This is a genomic window from Pseudomonas haemolytica (genome assembly GCF_009659625.1).
Taxonomy (GTDB): Bacteria; Pseudomonadota; Gammaproteobacteria; order Pseudomonadales; family Pseudomonadaceae; genus Aquipseudomonas; species Aquipseudomonas haemolytica.
The window spans coordinates 357,945-376,310 of sequence record NZ_VOIW01000006.1; the positions used below are offsets into that span (position 1 = coordinate 357,945).

An 18,366-nucleotide genomic window follows, 5' to 3' on the forward strand; every position below is an offset into this window, starting at 1 on the left:
TTCGCAATGCCCCATGAAGGCAACCTGTTACAAGCGGCCGTGGTGTTCCTGTTCGCCGCCGTGCTCACCGTGCCTTTGGCCAAGCGCCTGCAACTGGGCGCTGTGTTGGGCTATCTGCTCGCCGGTGTGATCATCGGCCCGTCGGTGCTGGGCCTGATCGGCAACCCGCAAAGCGTGGCGCAGTTCTCGGAACTGGGCGTGGTGTTGTTGCTGTTCATCATCGGCCTGGAGCTGTCACCCAAGCGCCTATGGGTGATGCGCAAGGCGGTGTTCGGCGTCGGCCTGGCCCAAGTGCTGCTCACCGGCATGGTCATCGGCGCGGTGGCGTTGTGGCTGTTTGGCCAGTCGTGGAACAGCGCAATCGTGCTCGGCCTGGGCCTGGCGCTCTCCTCCACGGCGTTTGGCCTGCAAAGCCTGGCTGAACGCAAGGAACTCAACCAGCCCCACGGGCGCCTGGCGTTTGCCATCCTGCTGTTCCAGGACATCGCCGCGATCCCGCTGATCGCCATGGTGCCGCTGCTGGCCGGTAGCGATCACCCCACCAACGAGGCCCAGGGCCTGCAACACGTGTTGCAGATCCTCGGCAGCATCGCCGTGGTGATCATCGGCGGGCGCTACCTGTTGCGCCCGGTGTTTCGCATCGTCGCCAAGACCGGCCTGCGCGAAGTGTCCACGGCCACCGCGCTGCTGGTGGTGATCGGTACCGCCTGGCTGATGGAATTGGTCGGTGTGTCCATGGCGCTGGGTGCCTTCCTCGCCGGCCTGTTGTTGGCAGACTCGGAATACCGCCACGAGCTGGAATCCCAGATCGAGCCGTTCAAGGGCCTGCTGCTGGGGCTGTTTTTTATCAGCGTGGGCATGGGCGCCAACCTCAGTTTGCTGCTCAGTACCCCGCTGCTGGTGATCGGCCTGACCTTGCTGCTGATCGGTTTGAAACTGCCGCTGCTGTACGCCGTCGGCCGCATGGTCGGCGATCTCAATCGCGAAAGCGCCTTGCGCCTGGGTGTAGTGCTGGCGGCGGGTGGTGAATTCGCCTTCGTGGTGTTCAAGATCGGCCGCGACCAAGGCTTGTTCGAACCGCACCTCTACGACGTGCTGGTACTGACCATCACCCTGTCCATGGCGGTGACGCCGCTGTTGCTGCTGGTGTGCCCGAAGCTGTTCAAGCCCAAGGTCAAGCCGGTGGAAGTACCCGAGGAATACCGCGCCATCGAAAGCGATGCACCCCGTGTAGTCATCGCTGGCATGGGCCGGATGGGTCAGATCGTGGCGCGGATCCTGCGCGCACAGAACATCTCGTTTATCGCCCTCGATACTTCGGTCGAAACCATCGAACTGACCCGCAGTTTTGGCGGCATGCCGGTGTTCTACGGCGACCCCCAGCGCCCGGAAATCCTCCACGCGGCCAAGGTCGACCAGGCGGAGTATTTCGTCATCGCCATGGACGACCCGGAGATCAACATCAAGACCGCCGCCCTGGTGCGCAGCCTTTACCCGCACATGAAGATCATCGCCCGTGCCCGTAACCGCCAACACGTGCACCGCCTGGTAGACCTGGACGCCTCACCGATACGCGAGACCTTCTACTCCAGCCTGGAAATGAGCCGCCGTACCCTGGTCGGCCTCGGCTTGAGCCAGGCCCAGGCCGATGCACGCATCAACCGCTTCAAGAACCACGACCTGCAACTGCTCGCCGCCCAACACGCGGTGTACGACGACGCAGCCAAAGTCATGCAAAGCGCCCAGGAAGCCCGTACGGAACTGGCGCGGCTGTTTGAGATGGACAGGCTTGAGGAAGAGTCCGACAAGGTGTGAGGCTGGAGATGAACGATATTGCGAATTTTCTGACAGAATACGCCGCAATTTCGTTCATCCCTGGAGTGCTTCATGGCCACGATCACCAAGACCGCAGTGCTGCTGGCCCTCGCGCTGACTGCTGGCAGCGTGCTGGCTGCCGCCAAACCGGCGACGCAGACGATCACCACCTTGGGTGGCAAGTTCACCTTCACCCTGCCCAAGGCCTACAGCGCCGACACCCTGCCCTCCGGTAAGGCTGACGACGGCACGGCCGACACCCAAGGTACTCTGTACGCCAACTCGACGACGAAAAGTGTGGTGATCGTCGCCGAAACCGTGCGTAACGATGGGGCAACTATCCAGGATAATGACCCGCAGTTCCTCGATGGCGCCGTGGCAGATTTCGTCAAGGACCAGAGCGCCGCCCTGCCCGACTTCAAGAAGCTGGGCGAGAAGAAACTCACCTACAAGGGCCTCGGCCTACGCCAAGTGGACAGCAGCGCCACCCAGGGCGGTGGCAAGACCTTGAACTCGACCTTCCTCGGCGGTTCCGGCAACCATCTGCTGGTGATCCAGGCGATCTCCCGGGCTGATGATGTGAAGGGGCATGCGCAGTTGGTGAAGCAGATTACCGGCGGTAAGTAACCCAATTTTCACAGACAACACAAATCAAATATGGGAGGGGGCTTGCTCCCGATGAGGGAGTGTCAGTTGATACATCTGTAACTGATCCACCGCCATCGGGAGCAAGCCCCCTCCCACATTTTTAATCGCATTTACTTCAAGCTTTTCTCTAGCCAGGCTTTCAAATCCTGCACTTCCACTTCGCTGATCGTGTGATTCATCCCCGGATACCCATGAAACTCTGGCTTCAACCCCAACCCCACCAGCACCTCATTCGCCCGCGTGCCCGACGCATACGGCAGCGCCTGATCCAACGTGCCATGGCCAATAAAAATCGCCAGCTTGCCTAATGATTCCTTGGGCTTGAGCTGCGCCTTGAGCACCGGCAACACACTGCCGCTCAACGCTGCGATGCCGCGCACCCGTTCGGGCTGACGCAGGCCCACTTCGTAAGACATGATCGCGCCCTGGCTGAACCCCACCAGGAACACCCGGTCGCTTTGCGTGTGGTACTTGGCAGTGGCTTTGCCGACAAAGTCTTCGATCAGCTTGGCGCTGCTTTGCAAGTCCGCAGTCTCGCCGTTGTAGTCGGGCTCATCGGTCTTGGTAAACCAGCGATAACCGTGCGGGTCCACCGGCATCGGTGCTCGCACCGACAGGTAGGTCCAGGTCGACGGCAACGCGTCCTTGATGCCAAACAAATCGTCCTCGTTGCTGCCAAACCCATGCAGGAAAATCACCAGCGGCTGGTTGCGCGCATCGCTCTGGGTTTGCTCCAGGTACGCCAGCGGCAAATCGGTGTGCAGGGTGGAGTCTGCGTGGGCGGCACCTGCGAGCAGGGTCAGCGCCAGGGCAAACAGTTTGAGCATGGGGAAGCGTCCTCAGGGTTTGCGCAATAAATAAGTGTCCATGATCCAGCCATTGGCCAGGCGCGCCGCCTTGCGCACCCGTTCGATTTCTTGCGCCACTTCAGCCACTTTACCGCTGATGAGGATCTCGTCCGGCGTGCCCAGGTAGGCGCCCCAGTAGATATCCAGGTCCTGGTCGGCGACGCTGCGGTAAGAGTCTTCGGCATCGAGCATCACCACCAGGGTATCGGCATCACTCGCCTGCCCCGCCGCCAGGCGACGCCCGGTGGTGATCTCGATGGACTTGCCGATACGGTTCAACGGCACCTTATGCTGGGCCGCCAGGGCCTGCACGCTGGTGATACCGGGGATCACTTCGAACTCGAACACGCAACGGCCACTGGCAAGGATCGCCTGCAAAATGCGGATGGTGCTGTCGTACAGCGCCGGGTCACCCCAGGCCAGGAACGCCCCTACTTCGCCGTCAGCCATTTCTTCGTTGATCATGCGCTCGAAGGTCTGCTGCTTATCGCGGTTGAGGCCCTGCACGGCGGTGGTGTAGTCGATCGCACCGCGCACGCGCTCAGGGCAATCGGCCTCGACAAAACGGTAGCCGGGCTCGGTGATGTAGGTTTCGCAAATCTCACGGCGCAGGTCGATCAGCTTGTCCTTGCTCTGGCCCTTGTCCATCAGGAAGAACACGTCGGTACGGTTCAGCGCCTTCACGGCCTGCATCGTGATGTAGTCAGGGTTGCCGGCGCCAATGCCGATGATCAGGATGCGTTTCATGGGGTGCTCTCAGTGCGGGGCGTGGATTTTGCCATGTTATGGCGGTGACCGGCTGAGTCAAATCACCTTGTATTGCCGGGCGATGTCGAGTTTGAGTTTACCCATCAGCACGTTTTTATAGCTGTCGTCCGTTTCATTGAAACCCAGAGGGTGTTTACCAGAGAAATTGAGTTTGGCCAGTATCTTGGGCAAGATCCTGTATCTACCACCTAACCGGGAGAGTTTCGCCACCGCCAACGCATCGGGTATACAGACCTGATAGCGCGGGATCAAGTTAAAGGTAGCAATTGAGTTATCCACTTTCAGGCATTTGCCATTGGTTGCCACCAGCTCAATCTCGTAGGACGAGCTGTCGGCCTCAAGCCTCAACTTATTTAAGTCTAGGCCACTTCCCTTATGCATAAGTTTAAACGTTATGTTTTCCGGATCCACCAATGGGTGCAGGTGAGGTTTCAAATCAAACCGGGTCGTTCCTTTCATTTGCGGCCCATTACACTTTTCGCAGCAGGGGATAAAGTTACCAATGGTCAATGCCAAAAATGGAAATTCGGCCTGAGGGTAATAATGATCAATATTTGGCCGATACGCTTTCAACCCATCAGGGCTTACATAAGTATCAATCGGTGAAATATGGCAATAAGGGCAAATTTTCAATGCTGTGGACGCACACAGTGCATAGGCGTCCCATGTTTTTAACAGAACGATCCTTTCTTTGGCACTAAACTCCGCATAGCACAGGTATTTTTTAAGCAGACCTTTCACGTACTCGACATCAGCAGCAAGCGTAAAAGACTGACCAAAGGCAACAATCACCGCCGGCAGTTTTAGCGGATCACGCCCACATATAGCACCCTTGTGTTTATCCAAGAACTCGACGAGGAGATGCTGCGTCATGTCGGGCCCCGTGAAGGCTCTCAAGATATCAGTGAGTTTTTGTAACTTCCACTGCAAGAACAACCTGTGCCTGGCCGAGACATTTCCCCACACCTGCGCAATATTAATAATCATTGCCCCGGTCTCTCTGGGGCGGGGTACAACGCCTCCTTGATACCAATATCGCCGATACTCTCAAGCACCAGCATATCCAATGCCGATACATCCCCACGCTCAAGACGTTCATTGAGTTCATTTATCTTGTTCGCCGCAAACTCACCAATCGCGGTGGTCCCAAAAGAGTTAAGGATAATATCCTCCAACGGGGCAGCAAAAGTATTCTGAGGTGTGATCTTCTCGTCCAGATTGGTGACCATACAGGCTGGAAAATCTCCAGCTATGACGGGTGAGTGCGTAGCAATCACCACCTGCACAATGTCCATGCCAAATTCAGACTTAACGGTTGCCAGGAATTTATTCAAAAGAGAAATGTACTTACGCTGCCACTCAAGATGAAGATAGGCATCACCCTCATCAATCAGAACCAACACATGGTTGAATTTTTTTCGGGCCATGGTTGCAAAAGCCCTGCGCAGCAAGAAAAACTGGTCAACCAAGGCCCTTATTCCAGAGCTTTGGTCGGTCCATCGGACTTCAACTGCTGCCTTCGTTTTTTTTATGTCCTTAGCTTCCTTTGCTGAACGTATGGCAAAAGAATAGGAGCGAGGGTGGGTACGAACGCCTCCCTCTTGCCTCGCGCTTATATAGTTTCGAGTGGTGCGATAGGTAACGTTCAGCAACTCGAACAACTCCTCATCTTTTTTATAAGATGGATCATGGACGAGACCATAAAAATTAAAGAAAAATCGTCCAACCCGGTGCGGGTCAATTACTTTCTTTGTTACTTCTGTTAAGGCAGCGAGCACCACTCGCTCTTGGTCTGTCGGCAGCTTAGAGCAAACGTGGTGTTCCAACCTAAGGACGCATGTATCCAGTAACCCTTCAATGCGACTACTTAAGCGCTCACTTTCATAATAATTCGAGCTAACCGACTTACGCCTCTTCTCAATCTTGTCGTAATCAGACAGGAACTTCATCACGGACGCATCGGTTGCAAAGCCGTCAACGCGACTCATTGAAATAAGTGACGGCACCAAGATCGTCTTGAACAACTCAAACTCGTACCCCACTTCAGCTCTCAAGCGCGAGTTGAGCGCCAAATCACTAGCCACCTGGTAAAACTGCTCAACTCGACCAAAATTCTCCACTTTGCCAAATTGGGGAGAAGCGTCGGAAAATCTGTGGCGAAAGGGCAGCCTGCGTCGGTAGGGAACGGGAGAAAAATAAATCACGCCAATGTTTTCAAGTTCTTGATCGGAAAGCTTTTCCGAAGATGGCTTTCGAGCATCATAAACTTCTCGTCGGTCTAGGGAGCGCGGTGATGAAATGCAAGATGCTATATCGCACAATAAGGCGGTTTTACCAGACCCGTTATTACCAAGAATTAAGCGAATTGTATCGACGTCAAAGAAGCCATTCCATTTGAGACTCTCTGGGTTCTCAAATTCAAACTTATTCGCACCCGTTTTTACCGCAATCAATTTGTTAATTTGCATAGAATCCCTTACGCAACCCGTCAGTCATCCGGCCAGTTCAAAATATGAGCAGTCGCAATCCGTGGGCCAAACGCTCGTATCGAGCAGTAATGCCATTTTGCCACACACCGTTGCTCTGCGTTAAGCCACGCTTGATTCAGCCGCCAACCGCAACCGCCATCGCCCGTTGAATCTCAACTCAACCGACGACAAAGGCTCAACATCAATCAGGTAGAACATTGAGATCGGGAACTGCATGACGTACAGCATCGCGGCGCGGATGACGAATGGGTGGGTTACTGCGACTACATGACCAGGTTGGGTTTCGAGGAATTTGAGCCATTGGCCTACCCGGGCACACATCTGATCCACCGACTCGCCGCCATGGGGTGCGCTCGCACTGTCGGTGGTCCAGGCCGTCAACTCGTCGCTATCAAGCTGGCCGATGTCCTGGCCTTTCCAGGTGCCTAAATCAGCGTCGCGCAATGCTGTTTCGACTTCGGCGTTATAGCCGAACAAACCTGCGGTCTGGCGGGCTCTGGCCTCGGGGCCGCACAGCAGGCGTGGCGGTTTTTTGTAGCGTCTGGCCAGGGATAAGGCCGCGCCCTGCCAGTCCATGGCGACGGACTCGTCGTCGGGAAAGCGCCCTTGTTTTTGCAAGGGGGTGACGGCGTGGCAGATCAGGGTCAAGCGGGTGGCCAGCATCGCAATTCACTCTGTTTTCGGTATGTTACAGCACCCCGAATAACCTGATGCATTTGCTCCGCGCCACCGGTTTAATCAAACCACTCCCGCCGCCCCTCGAACGTACTCACGATCAACGCCACAATCATCTGCACCGCCTCCACCTCCCCCGCTTGCGTATTCACCGCCAGCCACACCTGGCGTTGCATGCTTTGCGCCAGCAGCCCCGGCAATGCCACCAACCCACGGTCGAAACTGCCCATGTAATGGGGCAACAAGCCAATGCAGGCACCACAGCGAATCATCTCCAGCATCAGTGAATAAGCCTGCACCTGCACCACCGCCGCCAGGCGCTGCTGCACCAGGTTGTTCCAGGGCTGCAAGGCATCGACCTGCACGTCCGGTTGCCACTGCACCAGCATGTAGTCATTGAGGTCTTCGACACTGTCGGGGCGCGTGGTCAGGCGCGAATAACGCTTGGCGATGTGCGGCAGGTACTGCAAGCGTGCCAGGCACCGTGGCGGTTCGGTGGCAAAGCTTGGTCCGGATGCCCGGCCGTCGGTTTCCGATAGCCATAACACCACGTCCGCATCCACGGCTTGCAGCGCCAGTTGGCTGTCAATGGAGATGATCTCCAGACGCACACTGGCGTTACGTCGCAGCAACGCGATCAAGTCGCGACCGAGGATGTCATGCAGGATCGGCTCGGCCACGGCCAGGCGGATCAGCGGCTGCTCCAGCACCGGCAGGCGCCGCTCAAGGGCCAGGCTCGCCAGTTGCGCTTGCAGTTGCAGGCCGTCGCGGCTGAGCACCAAGCCGTTGCCCTGGTAGGTGAACAACGAATGACGCAGGTGTTCTTCCAATTGCGCCAGGCGCTTGCGCAGCAGCGTTGCCTTGATATTCAAGCTGCGCGCGGCCTGCATGAAGCACCCGCATCGCGCACTCACCAGAAAGTAATGCGCAACCTGCGGTTCGATCTCCTCGGCCAATGCCAGCCAGGCACTGCGCGAGTCACTGGGTGCGCGAAAAGGTCCTGGCCCCTGGGGAGCGGACGGTTCCAGATATGCCATGGGTGACTCCCTGTCTGATGGGTCTTTGCATCCAATCCGTTACTCCAGCGCCTTGTTCAACTCGGCACCGTCGATGCTCAAGGTGGCGGTGTTGAGCATGCCTTCCAGATAAGCCTTGGCGATCTGTTCCTGGCGTTGGGCGCGCAGGGCTTCGGTCAAGCGCCCGCGCAGTTCATCGAGGGTGGCGGTGCGGGCCGGTTGCTGGGCGGTGAGCTTGAGCACATGGAAACCCGCCGCACTTTGCACCACGTCCGACACGGCACCGACCTTCAGCCGTGCCACCGCCTCGCGCACCGGTGGCAGCAACTGCTGCAGCGGTTGCAAGCCCGAATCACCACCTTGTTGTGCGGTGCCGGGGTCTTGGGAATATTGCGTGGCCAGCGCGGCAAATTCCCCTGGCGCGACCTGGGCCTTGCGGCTCAATTCCTGGGCCTGGCGGCGCACAGCATCGGTGTTCAGTGGGTCATTGACGGCGAGGAAGATCTGGCTGACCCGGTACAACGGTGGCGTCATCCACTGTGCCTTGCCGTTGTCATAAGCCTGCTGCAATTCTGCCGCGCTGGGATAGTCGGCCGGCACCTGGCTGACCGACAGCATGTAGTCACGAAACACGATCTGCTCGGTGGCGGCGCGGGTCTGTTGCTCCACCTCCGGGCGTTGGCGCCAGCCCTGTGCGTCGGCCTGTTCGAGCACGGCCTTTTGCGCCAGGCGTGAACGCAGCCACGTCTCCAGGGCGCCACGGTTACCTCGCAGTTGTTCACGGGTTTCGGCCGGCAGGCTCGCCAGCACGCTGTGCAATTCGGGCACATCGATCTGTTGGTTGCCCAAGCGGGCCACGGCGGGCCCGCTGGGTTGCGGGTTCAGAGCGTGCGGGTTCAAGGGTTGCTGAGCGGCGACCGGGCCAGTGCCCGGTCGCAGACTCAACCCTACCGCCACGACCAGCAAGGCCAGCGCGCCTGCGCCGACGAGCAGGGTTGGTTTTTTCACAGGGCAGGCGCCTCTTCACTCACCGGTGCGGCTGTGGCCTGGGCCTGCAACTGGGCGGCTTGCTGGCTGTACTCGCGCAGGTAGACGATAAATTCCTGCAGCAGGCGGTCCCACAGCTCAAGCTGGCTGCGCAGGTGCGTGGCGCCGACGCCGGCCACCACCACGTCCATCTCCATCAGCAGGAACTCGCCCTGCACCGACAACCGCGCAAAACGTCGCGAGGCATTCCACACCTGGGCCAGGCCCTCGGGCAACTCACCCTGCACCCGCAGCGCGCAGCTGTAGGTGAAGTCCACATAGCTGCCCGGCTCGGCTGCCGGGTTGCCGAAGCGTACGGCAAAGCCGATGCCCTGGCTGGCGCTGAGCAGTTGCACAATGCCGTTCTGTTCGGTCTGGTTGACCCGATAGCCGGCTTCCTGCAACAGCTCGGTAAGGCTTTGGGTAGTAACGCTGGTGATCAGTTGAACATCGCTCATGAAGTTTCTTCCTTGTTGATCATTGATTAACGACGGTGTGCGGAGCATCAAACCGATTAAGGTATAGCTCATCGCCAAAACCTTGGGCCAGTTCCTCGAACTTGACCCGCGCGCCGCTGGCAAAGGGTTGGCGAATACTCATCACCTCGGCCACATCGATTTTTTCGTAGGCCGCGAGCAATTGCTGGGCCACGCCGTACATCTGTTGATTCTTGGCAGCACATTGCTGCACTTGTGTGTCACGTTCAGTCAATTGCGTTTGCAGGCGCGCACGCTCGCTCTCTTTGCCCTTGGCCAATGCCAGCAGGTCGTCATAGGCTTTCTTGAACTTGCCGACCTGTTCATTGCTCGCCACCACTTGGGCCTGCGCCTGGCTGTGCAGGCTCTGTTGCTGGCTGGCGAGTTGCTCGGCCATGCCACGGGCTTTTTCCAGCTCCAGGGTCAATTGCTTGATCTGCGCCTGGGCTTGCTTGGCCTGGGCTTCAGCGGCCAGGCGTGCGGCACTGGCCTGGGCCTGTTCACTTTGCAGGGCCTGCAACTGCTGGGTGGTGCTGCGCAGTTGCGTGCGCAGGCGCTCTTCCATGCCTTCGGCCGAGGCCCCGGTGGTGAGCAATAGCAACAGCAGCCCACAGATTCGCGTGTTCATGTGGCATCTCCCTGCGCATCAGAAGCGCGTGTTGAGTTCCAGTTGCATCACATCGACTTCAAATGGCGCGCCGTACACTTCGGATGCGCTTAACCAACGGGCGCTGGCGTAGATGTTCTTGTCGATACCGTAGTTGCCGCCAATGAAGTAGCCCTTGGCGTTGGTGCCACCGAGGTGAAACGAAGAGTCGTTGAAGCCGTCGGGCAAGGCGTCAGGCTGGATGTACTTGTAGCCGGCCAACAGGTTCCAGTCGCCGCGCTTGCGCATCTCCAGGGCACTGCCGAGGGTGAACTGCACCAGCATGGCGTTGCCGCCACTTTCAAACTGGCCGTCGCGGTTGATGTTGTTGACGATCTGGCCGGCGCTGCGCTTGAGCATCTCGCCTTTGTCGTAGGCCAGGTTGTGAATGTAGTTGGCCTGGGTGCGCAGCTTGAAGTCGCTGGGCAGCTCGGCATCCCAGGCCAGGTTGAGGTCCAGTACATCAAACTTGGACGCCAGGCCCACGAACTGCGGTTGCGGGGTCAGGCCCGGCGTGGCCGGGTTGGGGGTGATGTCGCGCAACAGGAACACGCTGTTGCCCTTCTGCATAAAGGCCAGGCGCGTGCCGTCGCTGTCGCAGGCCGGCTGGCCAGCCCAGGGCGAACAGGGGCTGGAACGCTGGCCTTCGATATCGTCGAAGTGATAGTAGGCCAACGCGCCCTTGAGGCTGTTGCTGCGGTTGATCTTCCAGTTGGCGCCGACCTGGCCGCCGAACAGCCATTTAGTGTCGCTGTCTTCCTTGTCGAAACCGTTACTGCTGGCGGCATCGGAGGTGTACTCCACAGGGAACGCGCCAAGGGTACCGAACAGGCCCCAGTCGCTGTTCAGCGCATGGTTGAAGTTGGCCGCGATACCGTCGAAGTTGAGGTCACCGGAATACATCATATCGGTTGCGTAGAACGGGTTGGCGAAGCGCCCTGCCGTCAGGGTCAGGTCCGGCGCAGCCTTCCAGCTCAAGTAGCCCTGGTCGAGCCAGATGTCTTTTTTGCCAAAGCCACCGCCCAGGGTCTGGGTGGTGGACACCGGGTTGTTGTCCGAGCCGGTGCCGATACGAATGCCGGCGGTCCATTCCGGCGAGATCACCGCCTTCATGCCCAGGCGCGCGCGCAGGCGGAACAGGTTTTCGCGGTCCTTGGTGGTGTTGAGCAACGGCGGCAACTTGGTGTTGGTGTCTTTGTTGACATCGTAGGGGCCGCTGTCATTGAGCTTGGCGTAGTCGACGATTTCATTGCTGTTGTTGCCCGAGAAGTAGCGTGACTCATCGCGCAGGCGGATATCGCCGTCAAAGGTAATACGCGAGACCCAATCCGGCAACGTATTGGGCTGGGCCCAGTTTTCCTGCTTGGCGGTGGACATCACCTCAGCCTTGACCTGATCGCGAATCTGGTCGCGCACCGCTTGCGGCACGTACTGCACACGCACATCCCCAGGCGCGGCCGTCGGGCCACTGGCGACCAGCGGCGCCGCATTAGCCTGGCGCGCCTGCCGGGCTTCTTTTTCGGCCTGGGCGATCAAGCCGTTAGCGGTGTCCTGGGTGAGCACACCTTGCTGCACCAGCAGGCGGATCAGGTTGATCGTGACGTTTTCCGAAGGCGCAACCGGCGCTGCCGACGCCTGGCCGACCAGGGTGGCGATGACCATGCCGACCGCCAGGGTCAGTCGATTCACGGGGGAAATCATGTGTACGCAACTCCTGTAGAAAACTGCAAAAAAAAGGGTTTGATCAATCCGGTCGACGGCCCTTGAGCGACAGGCGCACGGGCATCGTCACCGCTGCCGGCACGCGTTGAGTGGCGTGGGGGGCGCGTAAAGCCGCAAGCACTTGCGCGTCGGTCTCGGCGTCGCCGCTGGACTTCACCAACTCAGCCCGCGTCACCTGGCCCTCGGCGCTCAACCACAAATCGGCCTGCACGGCGTAAGCCTTCTTGCGTAACTCCGGGTCATCCCTGAGCAGGCGCTGGAACAGCCCCGCCAGGTACTGCTTGTACGTGCCCGTACCCAGGCCACCACCGCCGGAACCGGCCATGCCACCGCCCTTGCCCGCGCCGATGTTGAAGCCGTCATTGCCGGCCTGGGCGTCGCCGTCGATCTGCATCGGGTTGGCCAAGTCATCAGCCGGTGACGGCGGTGCCTCCTCGGCTGGCTTGACCTCTTCGGGTTCAGGGGTGGGCACCGGCTCCGGGACTTTTTCTTCAACCTGAGGCTCGGGTTCCTTGGGCTTTTCCGGTGGTGGCGGTGGGGGTGGCGGCAACGGGATGATGGTCGGCACCTTCGGCGCTTCGCGGCGTACGCCACTCATGTCATTGGCCCACTGCCAGAGGAACCAGGCGGCCACGGCGCCCAACAGCAGGCCGGCGCCCCACTTCAGCGGGCGTAGCAACCTGTTCTTCACAGGCACGGGCGGGATCGGCATCTGTGCGGTCATGGCTCAGCCCTGGCTCGGTTTGCCGGTGACCAGCCCGACCTGGGACAGCTCCAGCCGACGCAGCAAATCGAGCACCTCGATCACCTTCTGGTACTGCACCAGCGCGTCACCGCGCACGATCACCGGGAAGTCCGGGTTCTGGGCCTTCTCGATCCGCAGGCGCTCTTCCAACTCGCCGAGGGTCACCGGGTACGCATCAAGGAACACCTGGCCGCCGTCATTGATCGAGATGGCCTTGGTCTTGGCCTCGGACAACGACACCGAGGCACTGGCCTTGGGCAGGTGAATCTGGATGCCGGACACCTGGGCGGTAGCGGTGAGGATAAACATCACCAGCACCACCATCAGCACATCCACCAGCGGCGTGATATTGATGCTGTCGACGGCGGCATCTTCATCATCGTCGTGGGCGGCATTCACATTAGCCATGGCGATTCTCCTCAGGCCGAAACCGGCGTTTGCTGGGGAAGGCGATGCGCCGCTTCACGGGACTGGCTCTCGCCGTGCATCTCCGCCAGGCGAGTAATGAACTCATCGACAAACACCCGCATGTCGGCGCTGACTTCCTTGTTGCGTGTGATCAGGCGGTTATAGCCAAACAGCGCCGGGATCGCGACGAACAGGCCCATGGCCGTGGCCAGCAACGCCGCGGCCATGCCCGGGGCGATGGCGTTGATGTTCACGTCACCGGCCATGGCCGTGCCGAGGAACACCACCATGATCCCCAGCACGGTGCCGAGCAGGCCGATGTACGGGCCGCCGGCAATAGCATTGGAGAGAGTCGAGAGCTTGGCACCCAGGGCCTGGTTTTCGCGGGTGCGCAAACCGTCCATGGAGCAGCGGATGGCTTCGATGGTGGCCGCCGAGACCGACGAGGTGTCGGCGCCCTGGGCGCGGCGCGTGCGGATCTCCTTGACCGCCACGCGGTACAGGCGCCACAGCGAGGAATGGGTCAAGCGCTCGGCCAGCACCGCGTCGTCGTAGTACATCTCCAGGCGCGTGCCGATCTGGGCGAACTCGCCGCGAAAGATCTCGTTAGCCGCACTCACGCGGCTGACCATGCGGTTCTTGCGCAGCATGATGAACCACGACTGGAACATCATCGCCACCAGCACCAGGATGATCACCCAGGCATCCACCGGCACCGCCTTGAGCAAGAAGCCCAGGCTGCCGAAGCCGAAACCCGACTGCTCTTCGTCGACGCCATAGGCCACCAGTTTCGACTCGGCGCCCTGGGCACTGGCATCGGCCAGCAACAGCGTGGCCGGGCGCGCCACCTTGGACAGGCGCAGCTCGTCGATGGCCCCGGCGAACGGCAAGCGCGCGGTGGCCGCATCAGGCAAATCGGCGCCGATGGCCAGGGGCGAATTGAACCCGGGCAACGCCACCGCCAGGCTCGCGGTTTCGCGACCATTGACATACAGCGCGACTTTTTCGCCCTCGGCGGTGAATGCCAGGTGCTGCCACTGACCGGGGTTCAACGCTTGGGTCGAGACTGCGCGCTGGCCGTCAATCTCCACAAACGGCATACCCTGGTTAAGCCCCAGCAACAGGCTATGGCCGCCGTCGCGACGGGCCAGTAGCACTTGCTCGCCGCTGGCCTGGTCCAGGCGCAGCCAGGCGCTGAAGGTGAATGCGCCACCCGCCGCGTGTTGCAGCGACGGGCTGGCCGGCAGCATCAGCGGCTGGCCACCGAACTGCAAGGCACGGCCGATCACCCCGTCAATACTGGCGCCGGTGGCGTTCAACGCGGTATTGCCGTAGGCGGTAGTGTCCCGGGGCGGCGTGCCGTTGGCGCCGTCGAAGTGGTACAGCGCGGTGTAGCTGGGGTCAAAGGTCAGTTGGCCGTTGGCGGTGGCCGGGGCTTTCTGGTTGCCGTAGTACATCCAGATATCCTGGCGCTGGGCACCTTCGACCTTGGGCACATCGACCCAGATCAGCGCCATGCCCATCAGCGGGTCGAAGCTTTCGATCTGGTGGTTGAACACGGTCTTGTCATCGGCACTGACAAAGCGCAGGTCGGCGCCGTCATCCTTGACGCCGTCAAAGCTGAAGTTGCCGGTGTGCAAGCGCACCAGCAGCGCGGTACGGCCCAGGGCCTGGTTGATCGCGCCACCTTGGGCGGTGGTGTCCACGGTGATCTGCTTGCGGTAGTGCCAGTCGTCCTGCCACCAGGCATGGGCGGTGGCAGGCAGCGTGAAGCCCAGGCAGATCAACAGGCTCAGAAATAGGCGTTGCATGGGTGAAGTCTCCGGAAGAAAAAGTCAGAAAGTCGCCTGCACACTGAAGTGCAGTCGCGAATCCTGTTTCTGGGTGTTCGGTCCATCGAGCAGCGGGTAGCCCCAATCCAGGCTGCCGGATAACCATTTGCTCAAACTGGCGCGGGTGCCCAGGCCGACACTGGCCAGGCTGTATTCGTCTTCCTGCTCGGGCAGCGGCTCATGCAGGCGCATGCGTGCCCCTTCGGCAAACGCGTAGAAACGCCATTCCTGTACGTAGCTGCCGAGGAACTTGGCCAGGGACGGGGTGCGCAACTCCTGGGAGAGCAACAGCCCTTCATCACTGGTGCGCTCAGCCGCGAGGTAACCGCGCACCGAGGTTGCGCCGCCGGCGGAATACTGCTCGTTGGACACCAGCGGCCCCGAGGCCAACTGGAAGCCGGCCTTGCTCGCCGACTGCCAGTCGTTGCCGAACGTGTAGAGGTAGTTCGCGTCGCCCTTGAGCACGGCGAAACTGGGGCTGGCCTTGTAGCGCTTGTACTCGAACTCGGTGGCGTCGCTGCCGTAACCAAAAAATGCACGAGTGCCGACCACCAGGTTCAAGCCGAGCCCCAGCTGGGATTGCTCCGTGTAGCGATAACCGTTGTAGCCGAAGGTCAGCGGCGCGTATTTGAGCGGCACCTGGTCGTTGCTGGCACCGAGCTTGAGTTGCTCGTCGAAGTCCTTGAAGTCGACGCCTGCGGACAACGAGTTGGCCCAACTGCCAGCGGCCGGCAGGTTGTAGATCGCCGACACACCATAGGAATGGCCCTTGCCCAACACGTTGCTGCCGCCGATGGTGGCGATGTTGCTGTCGGACTGGTAACCGGAAAACTGCACGGTCCAGCGCTCATCCAGCGGAGCGCTGTAGGTGCCGGACCACACCTTGGCATTGCTGCTGTCCTGGGGCGCCGTGAAGTAGGTCAGGGAAACGCTGTGGCCCAGCTGCCAGAGGTTGTCATAGCCCAGGGTTGCGACTGAGCGCAGCTTCTCGGTGTCGGCGCTGTAGTCGTTGTTCAGGCCCAGGCTGGCGTGCCAGGGGTTCTGGTCTTCCACCTGCAGGTCGACATCCATGGTGCCCGGGCGCTGGCCTTCTCGCACCAGCGGCGTGACCTGCCGCCCTGCCCCGCGGTTGAGCCCCGCGAGCTGGGTTTGCACACTGGCAAAATCCGGCACCGCGCCTTCCTTCAGCGCGGGTACTTCTTCACGGATCTCTACCGGCGAGTAGTGCTTGGCGCCTACCACCCGCACGCGGCCGACCTTGGTTTCGCTGACTTGCAGGTAGACGATACCGTCATCGACCTTCTGCTCCGGCAACTCGACAAACACCGACTGGTACCCGCGCGCCTGGTAGATTTTCTGCAGCGCATCACGGGCGCCTTCGATATCGTCGAGGGTTTTTTGCGGCCCGAGAAACGGGTACACCGCCTCCTCGATAGTGGGCGCGTCGAGTACGGTATTGCCGCGCACGAAGTACTCATTGACGTCCACCCGGCGCGCCGGCGCTTGCTCCTCGGCCAGCACGGGTTGGCACGTGGCCCCAAGCGCCAGGCAACACAGCGCCAACGTTGACTTGAACAGATGCTCCACACCGCCCCCTGGTTGTCTAAAGTGTTGCGCCTTCACCGATTGCACGGCGTTCGGCCTGCTCAATTGCTGGTGGTCGAAAGATGGCTGTGCCGGGCCAGCCAGGTGTGCAGCAAGGCGAAGTTCAACGAGAACTCCGGCATGTGCAGCAAGGCGCCACAAAACACTTCACCGATGATTTTCTGAATCAGTTGCACCGCATGCGGGTTGTCCAACAGCGTGGCAATGTCCCGTTGCAGCGCGTGGATACCCCAGACTTTCTGGTGCAGGTCGAGGCCGACGAACCAGCGGAACAGCAGGTTGTAATTGAGCTGTTCGTGCAGTTGCTGCTCGCTGGGCACCGAATACAGCAGTTGCAGGAGCAGGATGTGCACCACCGTATGCGGCGCGATCGACATGCCCGGTTCGGCCTGGAGTTGGTCGCGGTGGCTGTCGAGCACCTCATCGATCTGCGGGCGCAGCAACACCAGTGAATGGCCGGTGGGGATGTAGCTGGACACTTCCTTCAACGCGCCCTGCCAGTCGTCCTGGGAGACGATCCACACCCACGGCGCACCGTAGCGGTACACCGAAACCGGCTTCTTGCGTGCGGCTTCCACGATCTTCGACAGGCGCTGGTCGAGCTCCTGCATACCGACTTTCGAGTAGCGTTCCATAGTTCCCACTTGCCCCCTCCTGGCGTGCTGCTGACGGCTTTGGAGGGGACCTTTGATCGCCTCCAGCGCGTTACATAGGCAAGACAGGAGTGGGTGCGGGCTACCGAACTTTTGTCATGAAAGCTTCATTTTGGATTGGGTGGGGGGCAATTTTTCAGTGGGGTCATGTGCGCAAATGTAGGAGGGGCGGTGTGACGATTGCGGCCTAACAGCGACCAGGATGTTAGGGGTTTTGACCGAGTACATATCCGTTGCTGCGGTACCGGCGAGTATTGGTTCCGCTCTTACAGCGGGTCACTTTTGAAAAGAGCCCAAAAGTAACCAAAAGGCTCTTGCCCCACCACTCGGCACCTCGCCTAGGCTCGGTGTGCCCGTAATCCGACATTGATTTGGGGGGCCGCCGCCACGCGCCATCCATGGCGCGGGGCGGCTAAACCGGCATCCCTGCCGGTTTACCCCCCAAATCAATATCGAATTCCGGCCAGCGTGGTTTAACGGGGCGCCTGAGATCAAAATCAAAAGAAAAAGCGAGGCGGCCTTATAGCCGACCTGATCGTTGAAGCCTGCGCGTACCCCTGTGGGAGCGGGCTTGCTCGCGAAAGCGGTGGGTCAGTCAATATCTATGTTTGCTGGGCCGACGCCTTCGCGAGCAAGCCCGCTCCCACATTTGATCTTCGCTACCTTGAGCATTTCGTTCGCTTAACTGACCCACCCCCACAGAAAAGCAGAAACGCCGCCAGCGTAACCACGATGCGAAGCGAGCAGCTCTTGATCTGGCTTTTGATCTCAGGCGCCCCGTTAAACCACGCTGGCCGAACGCAGGCTTGAATCCGTGGGTAACCCGGCAGGACGCCGGGTTAGCCGCACTGGGCCAGGGATGGCCCATTGCGGCGGCCCACGGATTCAAGCCGGAGTGAGGGCATGCCGAGCCTAGGCGAGGCACCAAGTGGTGGGGCGAGGACCTTTTGGTTACTTTTGGGTCCTTCCAAAAGTGACCCGCTGTAAGAGCGGA

Annotated in this window: 17 protein-coding genes; 2 read left to right on the forward strand and 15 right to left on the reverse strand. The window is 60.1% G+C overall.

Annotated elements, in window-relative coordinates; all coding sequences use genetic code 11:
* The first annotated feature begins 6 nt into the window (after positions 1 to 6).
* Both FRT59_RS20725 and FRT59_RS20730 read left to right on the forward strand, forming a co-directional pair.
* The gene (locus FRT59_RS20725) at positions 7 to 1,815 is read left to right on the forward strand and encodes a monovalent cation:proton antiporter-2 (CPA2) family protein (RefSeq protein WP_153838377.1); all 1,809 of its coding nucleotides are present in this window, start codon (positions 7 to 9) and stop codon (positions 1,813 to 1,815) included.
* Between the two features lie 72 nt (positions 1,816 to 1,887).
* Complete coding sequence (locus FRT59_RS20730; protein ID WP_153872237.1) at positions 1,888 to 2,442, forward strand: DcrB/PsbP domain-containing protein; 555 nt, start codon at positions 1,888 to 1,890, stop codon at positions 2,440 to 2,442.
* A 131-nt stretch (positions 2,443 to 2,573) separates the two neighbouring features.
* On the opposite strand, the gene FRT59_RS20735 is transcribed toward FRT59_RS20730, so the two are convergent.
* The 15 genes from FRT59_RS20735 to FRT59_RS20805 all read right to left on the reverse strand — a co-directional run bounded on the left by FRT59_RS20735 (position 2,574) and on the right by FRT59_RS20805 (position 17,354).
* On the reverse strand, positions 2,574 to 3,290 hold the full coding sequence (locus tag FRT59_RS20735; protein WP_153872238.1) for an alpha/beta hydrolase: 717 nt from the start codon (positions 3,288 to 3,290) through the stop codon (positions 2,574 to 2,576).
* Positions 3,291 to 3,302: 12 nt separating this feature from the next.
* Positions 3,303 to 4,058: a precorrin-6A synthase (deacetylating) gene (gene cobF / locus FRT59_RS20740; protein ID WP_153872239.1), complete on the reverse strand. Its 756-nt coding sequence runs from the start codon at positions 4,056 to 4,058 to the stop codon at positions 3,303 to 3,305.
* A gap of 57 nt (positions 4,059 to 4,115) precedes the next feature.
* Positions 4,116 to 5,066, reverse strand: coding sequence for a hypothetical protein (locus tag FRT59_RS20745; protein WP_153872240.1), 951 nt, complete (start codon positions 5,064 to 5,066; stop codon positions 4,116 to 4,118).
* Positions 5,063 to 6,547, reverse strand: coding sequence for an AAA family ATPase (locus tag FRT59_RS20750; protein WP_153872241.1), 1,485 nt, complete (start codon positions 6,545 to 6,547; stop codon positions 5,063 to 5,065). Before FRT59_RS20750 ends, FRT59_RS20745 begins: the two co-directional genes overlap by 4 nt.
* A 120-nt stretch (positions 6,548 to 6,667) precedes the next feature.
* Positions 6,668 to 7,231, reverse strand: coding sequence for a histidine phosphatase family protein (locus tag FRT59_RS20755; RefSeq protein ID WP_153872242.1), 564 nt, complete (start codon positions 7,229 to 7,231; stop codon positions 6,668 to 6,670).
* Positions 7,232 to 7,302: 71 nt separating this feature from the next.
* The gene (locus tag FRT59_RS20760) at positions 7,303 to 8,280 is read right to left on the reverse strand and encodes a LysR family transcriptional regulator (protein WP_153872243.1); all 978 of its coding nucleotides are present in this window, start codon (positions 8,278 to 8,280) and stop codon (positions 7,303 to 7,305) included.
* A 39-nt stretch (positions 8,281 to 8,319) separates the two neighbouring features.
* Complete coding sequence (locus FRT59_RS20765; protein WP_198809714.1) at positions 8,320 to 9,267, reverse strand: peptidylprolyl isomerase; 948 nt, start codon at positions 9,265 to 9,267, stop codon at positions 8,320 to 8,322.
* A complete protein-coding gene (locus FRT59_RS20770) occupies positions 9,264 to 9,743 on the reverse strand; it encodes a YbjN domain-containing protein (protein WP_034120132.1) in 480 nt (159 codons plus the stop codon). Before FRT59_RS20770 ends, FRT59_RS20765 begins: the two co-directional genes overlap by 4 nt.
* A gap of 19 nt (positions 9,744 to 9,762) precedes the next feature.
* A complete protein-coding gene (locus FRT59_RS20775) occupies positions 9,763 to 10,389 on the reverse strand; it encodes a DNA repair protein (protein WP_153872244.1) in 627 nt (208 codons plus the stop codon).
* An 18-nt stretch (positions 10,390 to 10,407) separates the two neighbouring features.
* Entirely contained in the window at positions 10,408 to 12,108 is a 1,701-nt protein-coding gene (locus FRT59_RS20780; protein ID WP_153872245.1) for a putative porin, read from the reverse strand.
* A 43-nt stretch (positions 12,109 to 12,151) separates the two neighbouring features.
* Complete coding sequence (locus FRT59_RS20785; protein WP_034120136.1) at positions 12,152 to 12,853, reverse strand: energy transducer TonB family protein; 702 nt, start codon at positions 12,851 to 12,853, stop codon at positions 12,152 to 12,154.
* A gap of 3 nt (positions 12,854 to 12,856) precedes the next feature.
* Positions 12,857 to 13,282 carry an ExbD/TolR family protein gene (locus tag FRT59_RS20790; protein WP_034120138.1) on the reverse strand — a complete coding sequence of 142 codons (426 nt, stop codon included), beginning with the start codon at positions 13,280 to 13,282 and terminating at the stop codon, positions 12,857 to 12,859.
* 11 nt (positions 13,283 to 13,293) lie between these two features.
* A complete protein-coding gene (locus FRT59_RS20795; RefSeq protein ID WP_153872246.1) occupies positions 13,294 to 15,093 on the reverse strand; it encodes a DUF2341 domain-containing protein in 1,800 nt (599 codons plus the stop codon).
* Between the two features lie 24 nt (positions 15,094 to 15,117).
* Positions 15,118 to 16,701, reverse strand: coding sequence for a ShlB/FhaC/HecB family hemolysin secretion/activation protein (locus tag FRT59_RS20800; RefSeq protein ID WP_034120142.1), 1,584 nt, complete (start codon positions 16,699 to 16,701; stop codon positions 15,118 to 15,120).
* A gap of 59 nt (positions 16,702 to 16,760) precedes the next feature.
* A complete protein-coding gene (locus FRT59_RS20805) occupies positions 16,761 to 17,354 on the reverse strand; it encodes a transposase (protein ID WP_034120143.1) in 594 nt (197 codons plus the stop codon).
* Positions 17,355 to 18,366 lie beyond the last annotated feature (1,012 nt).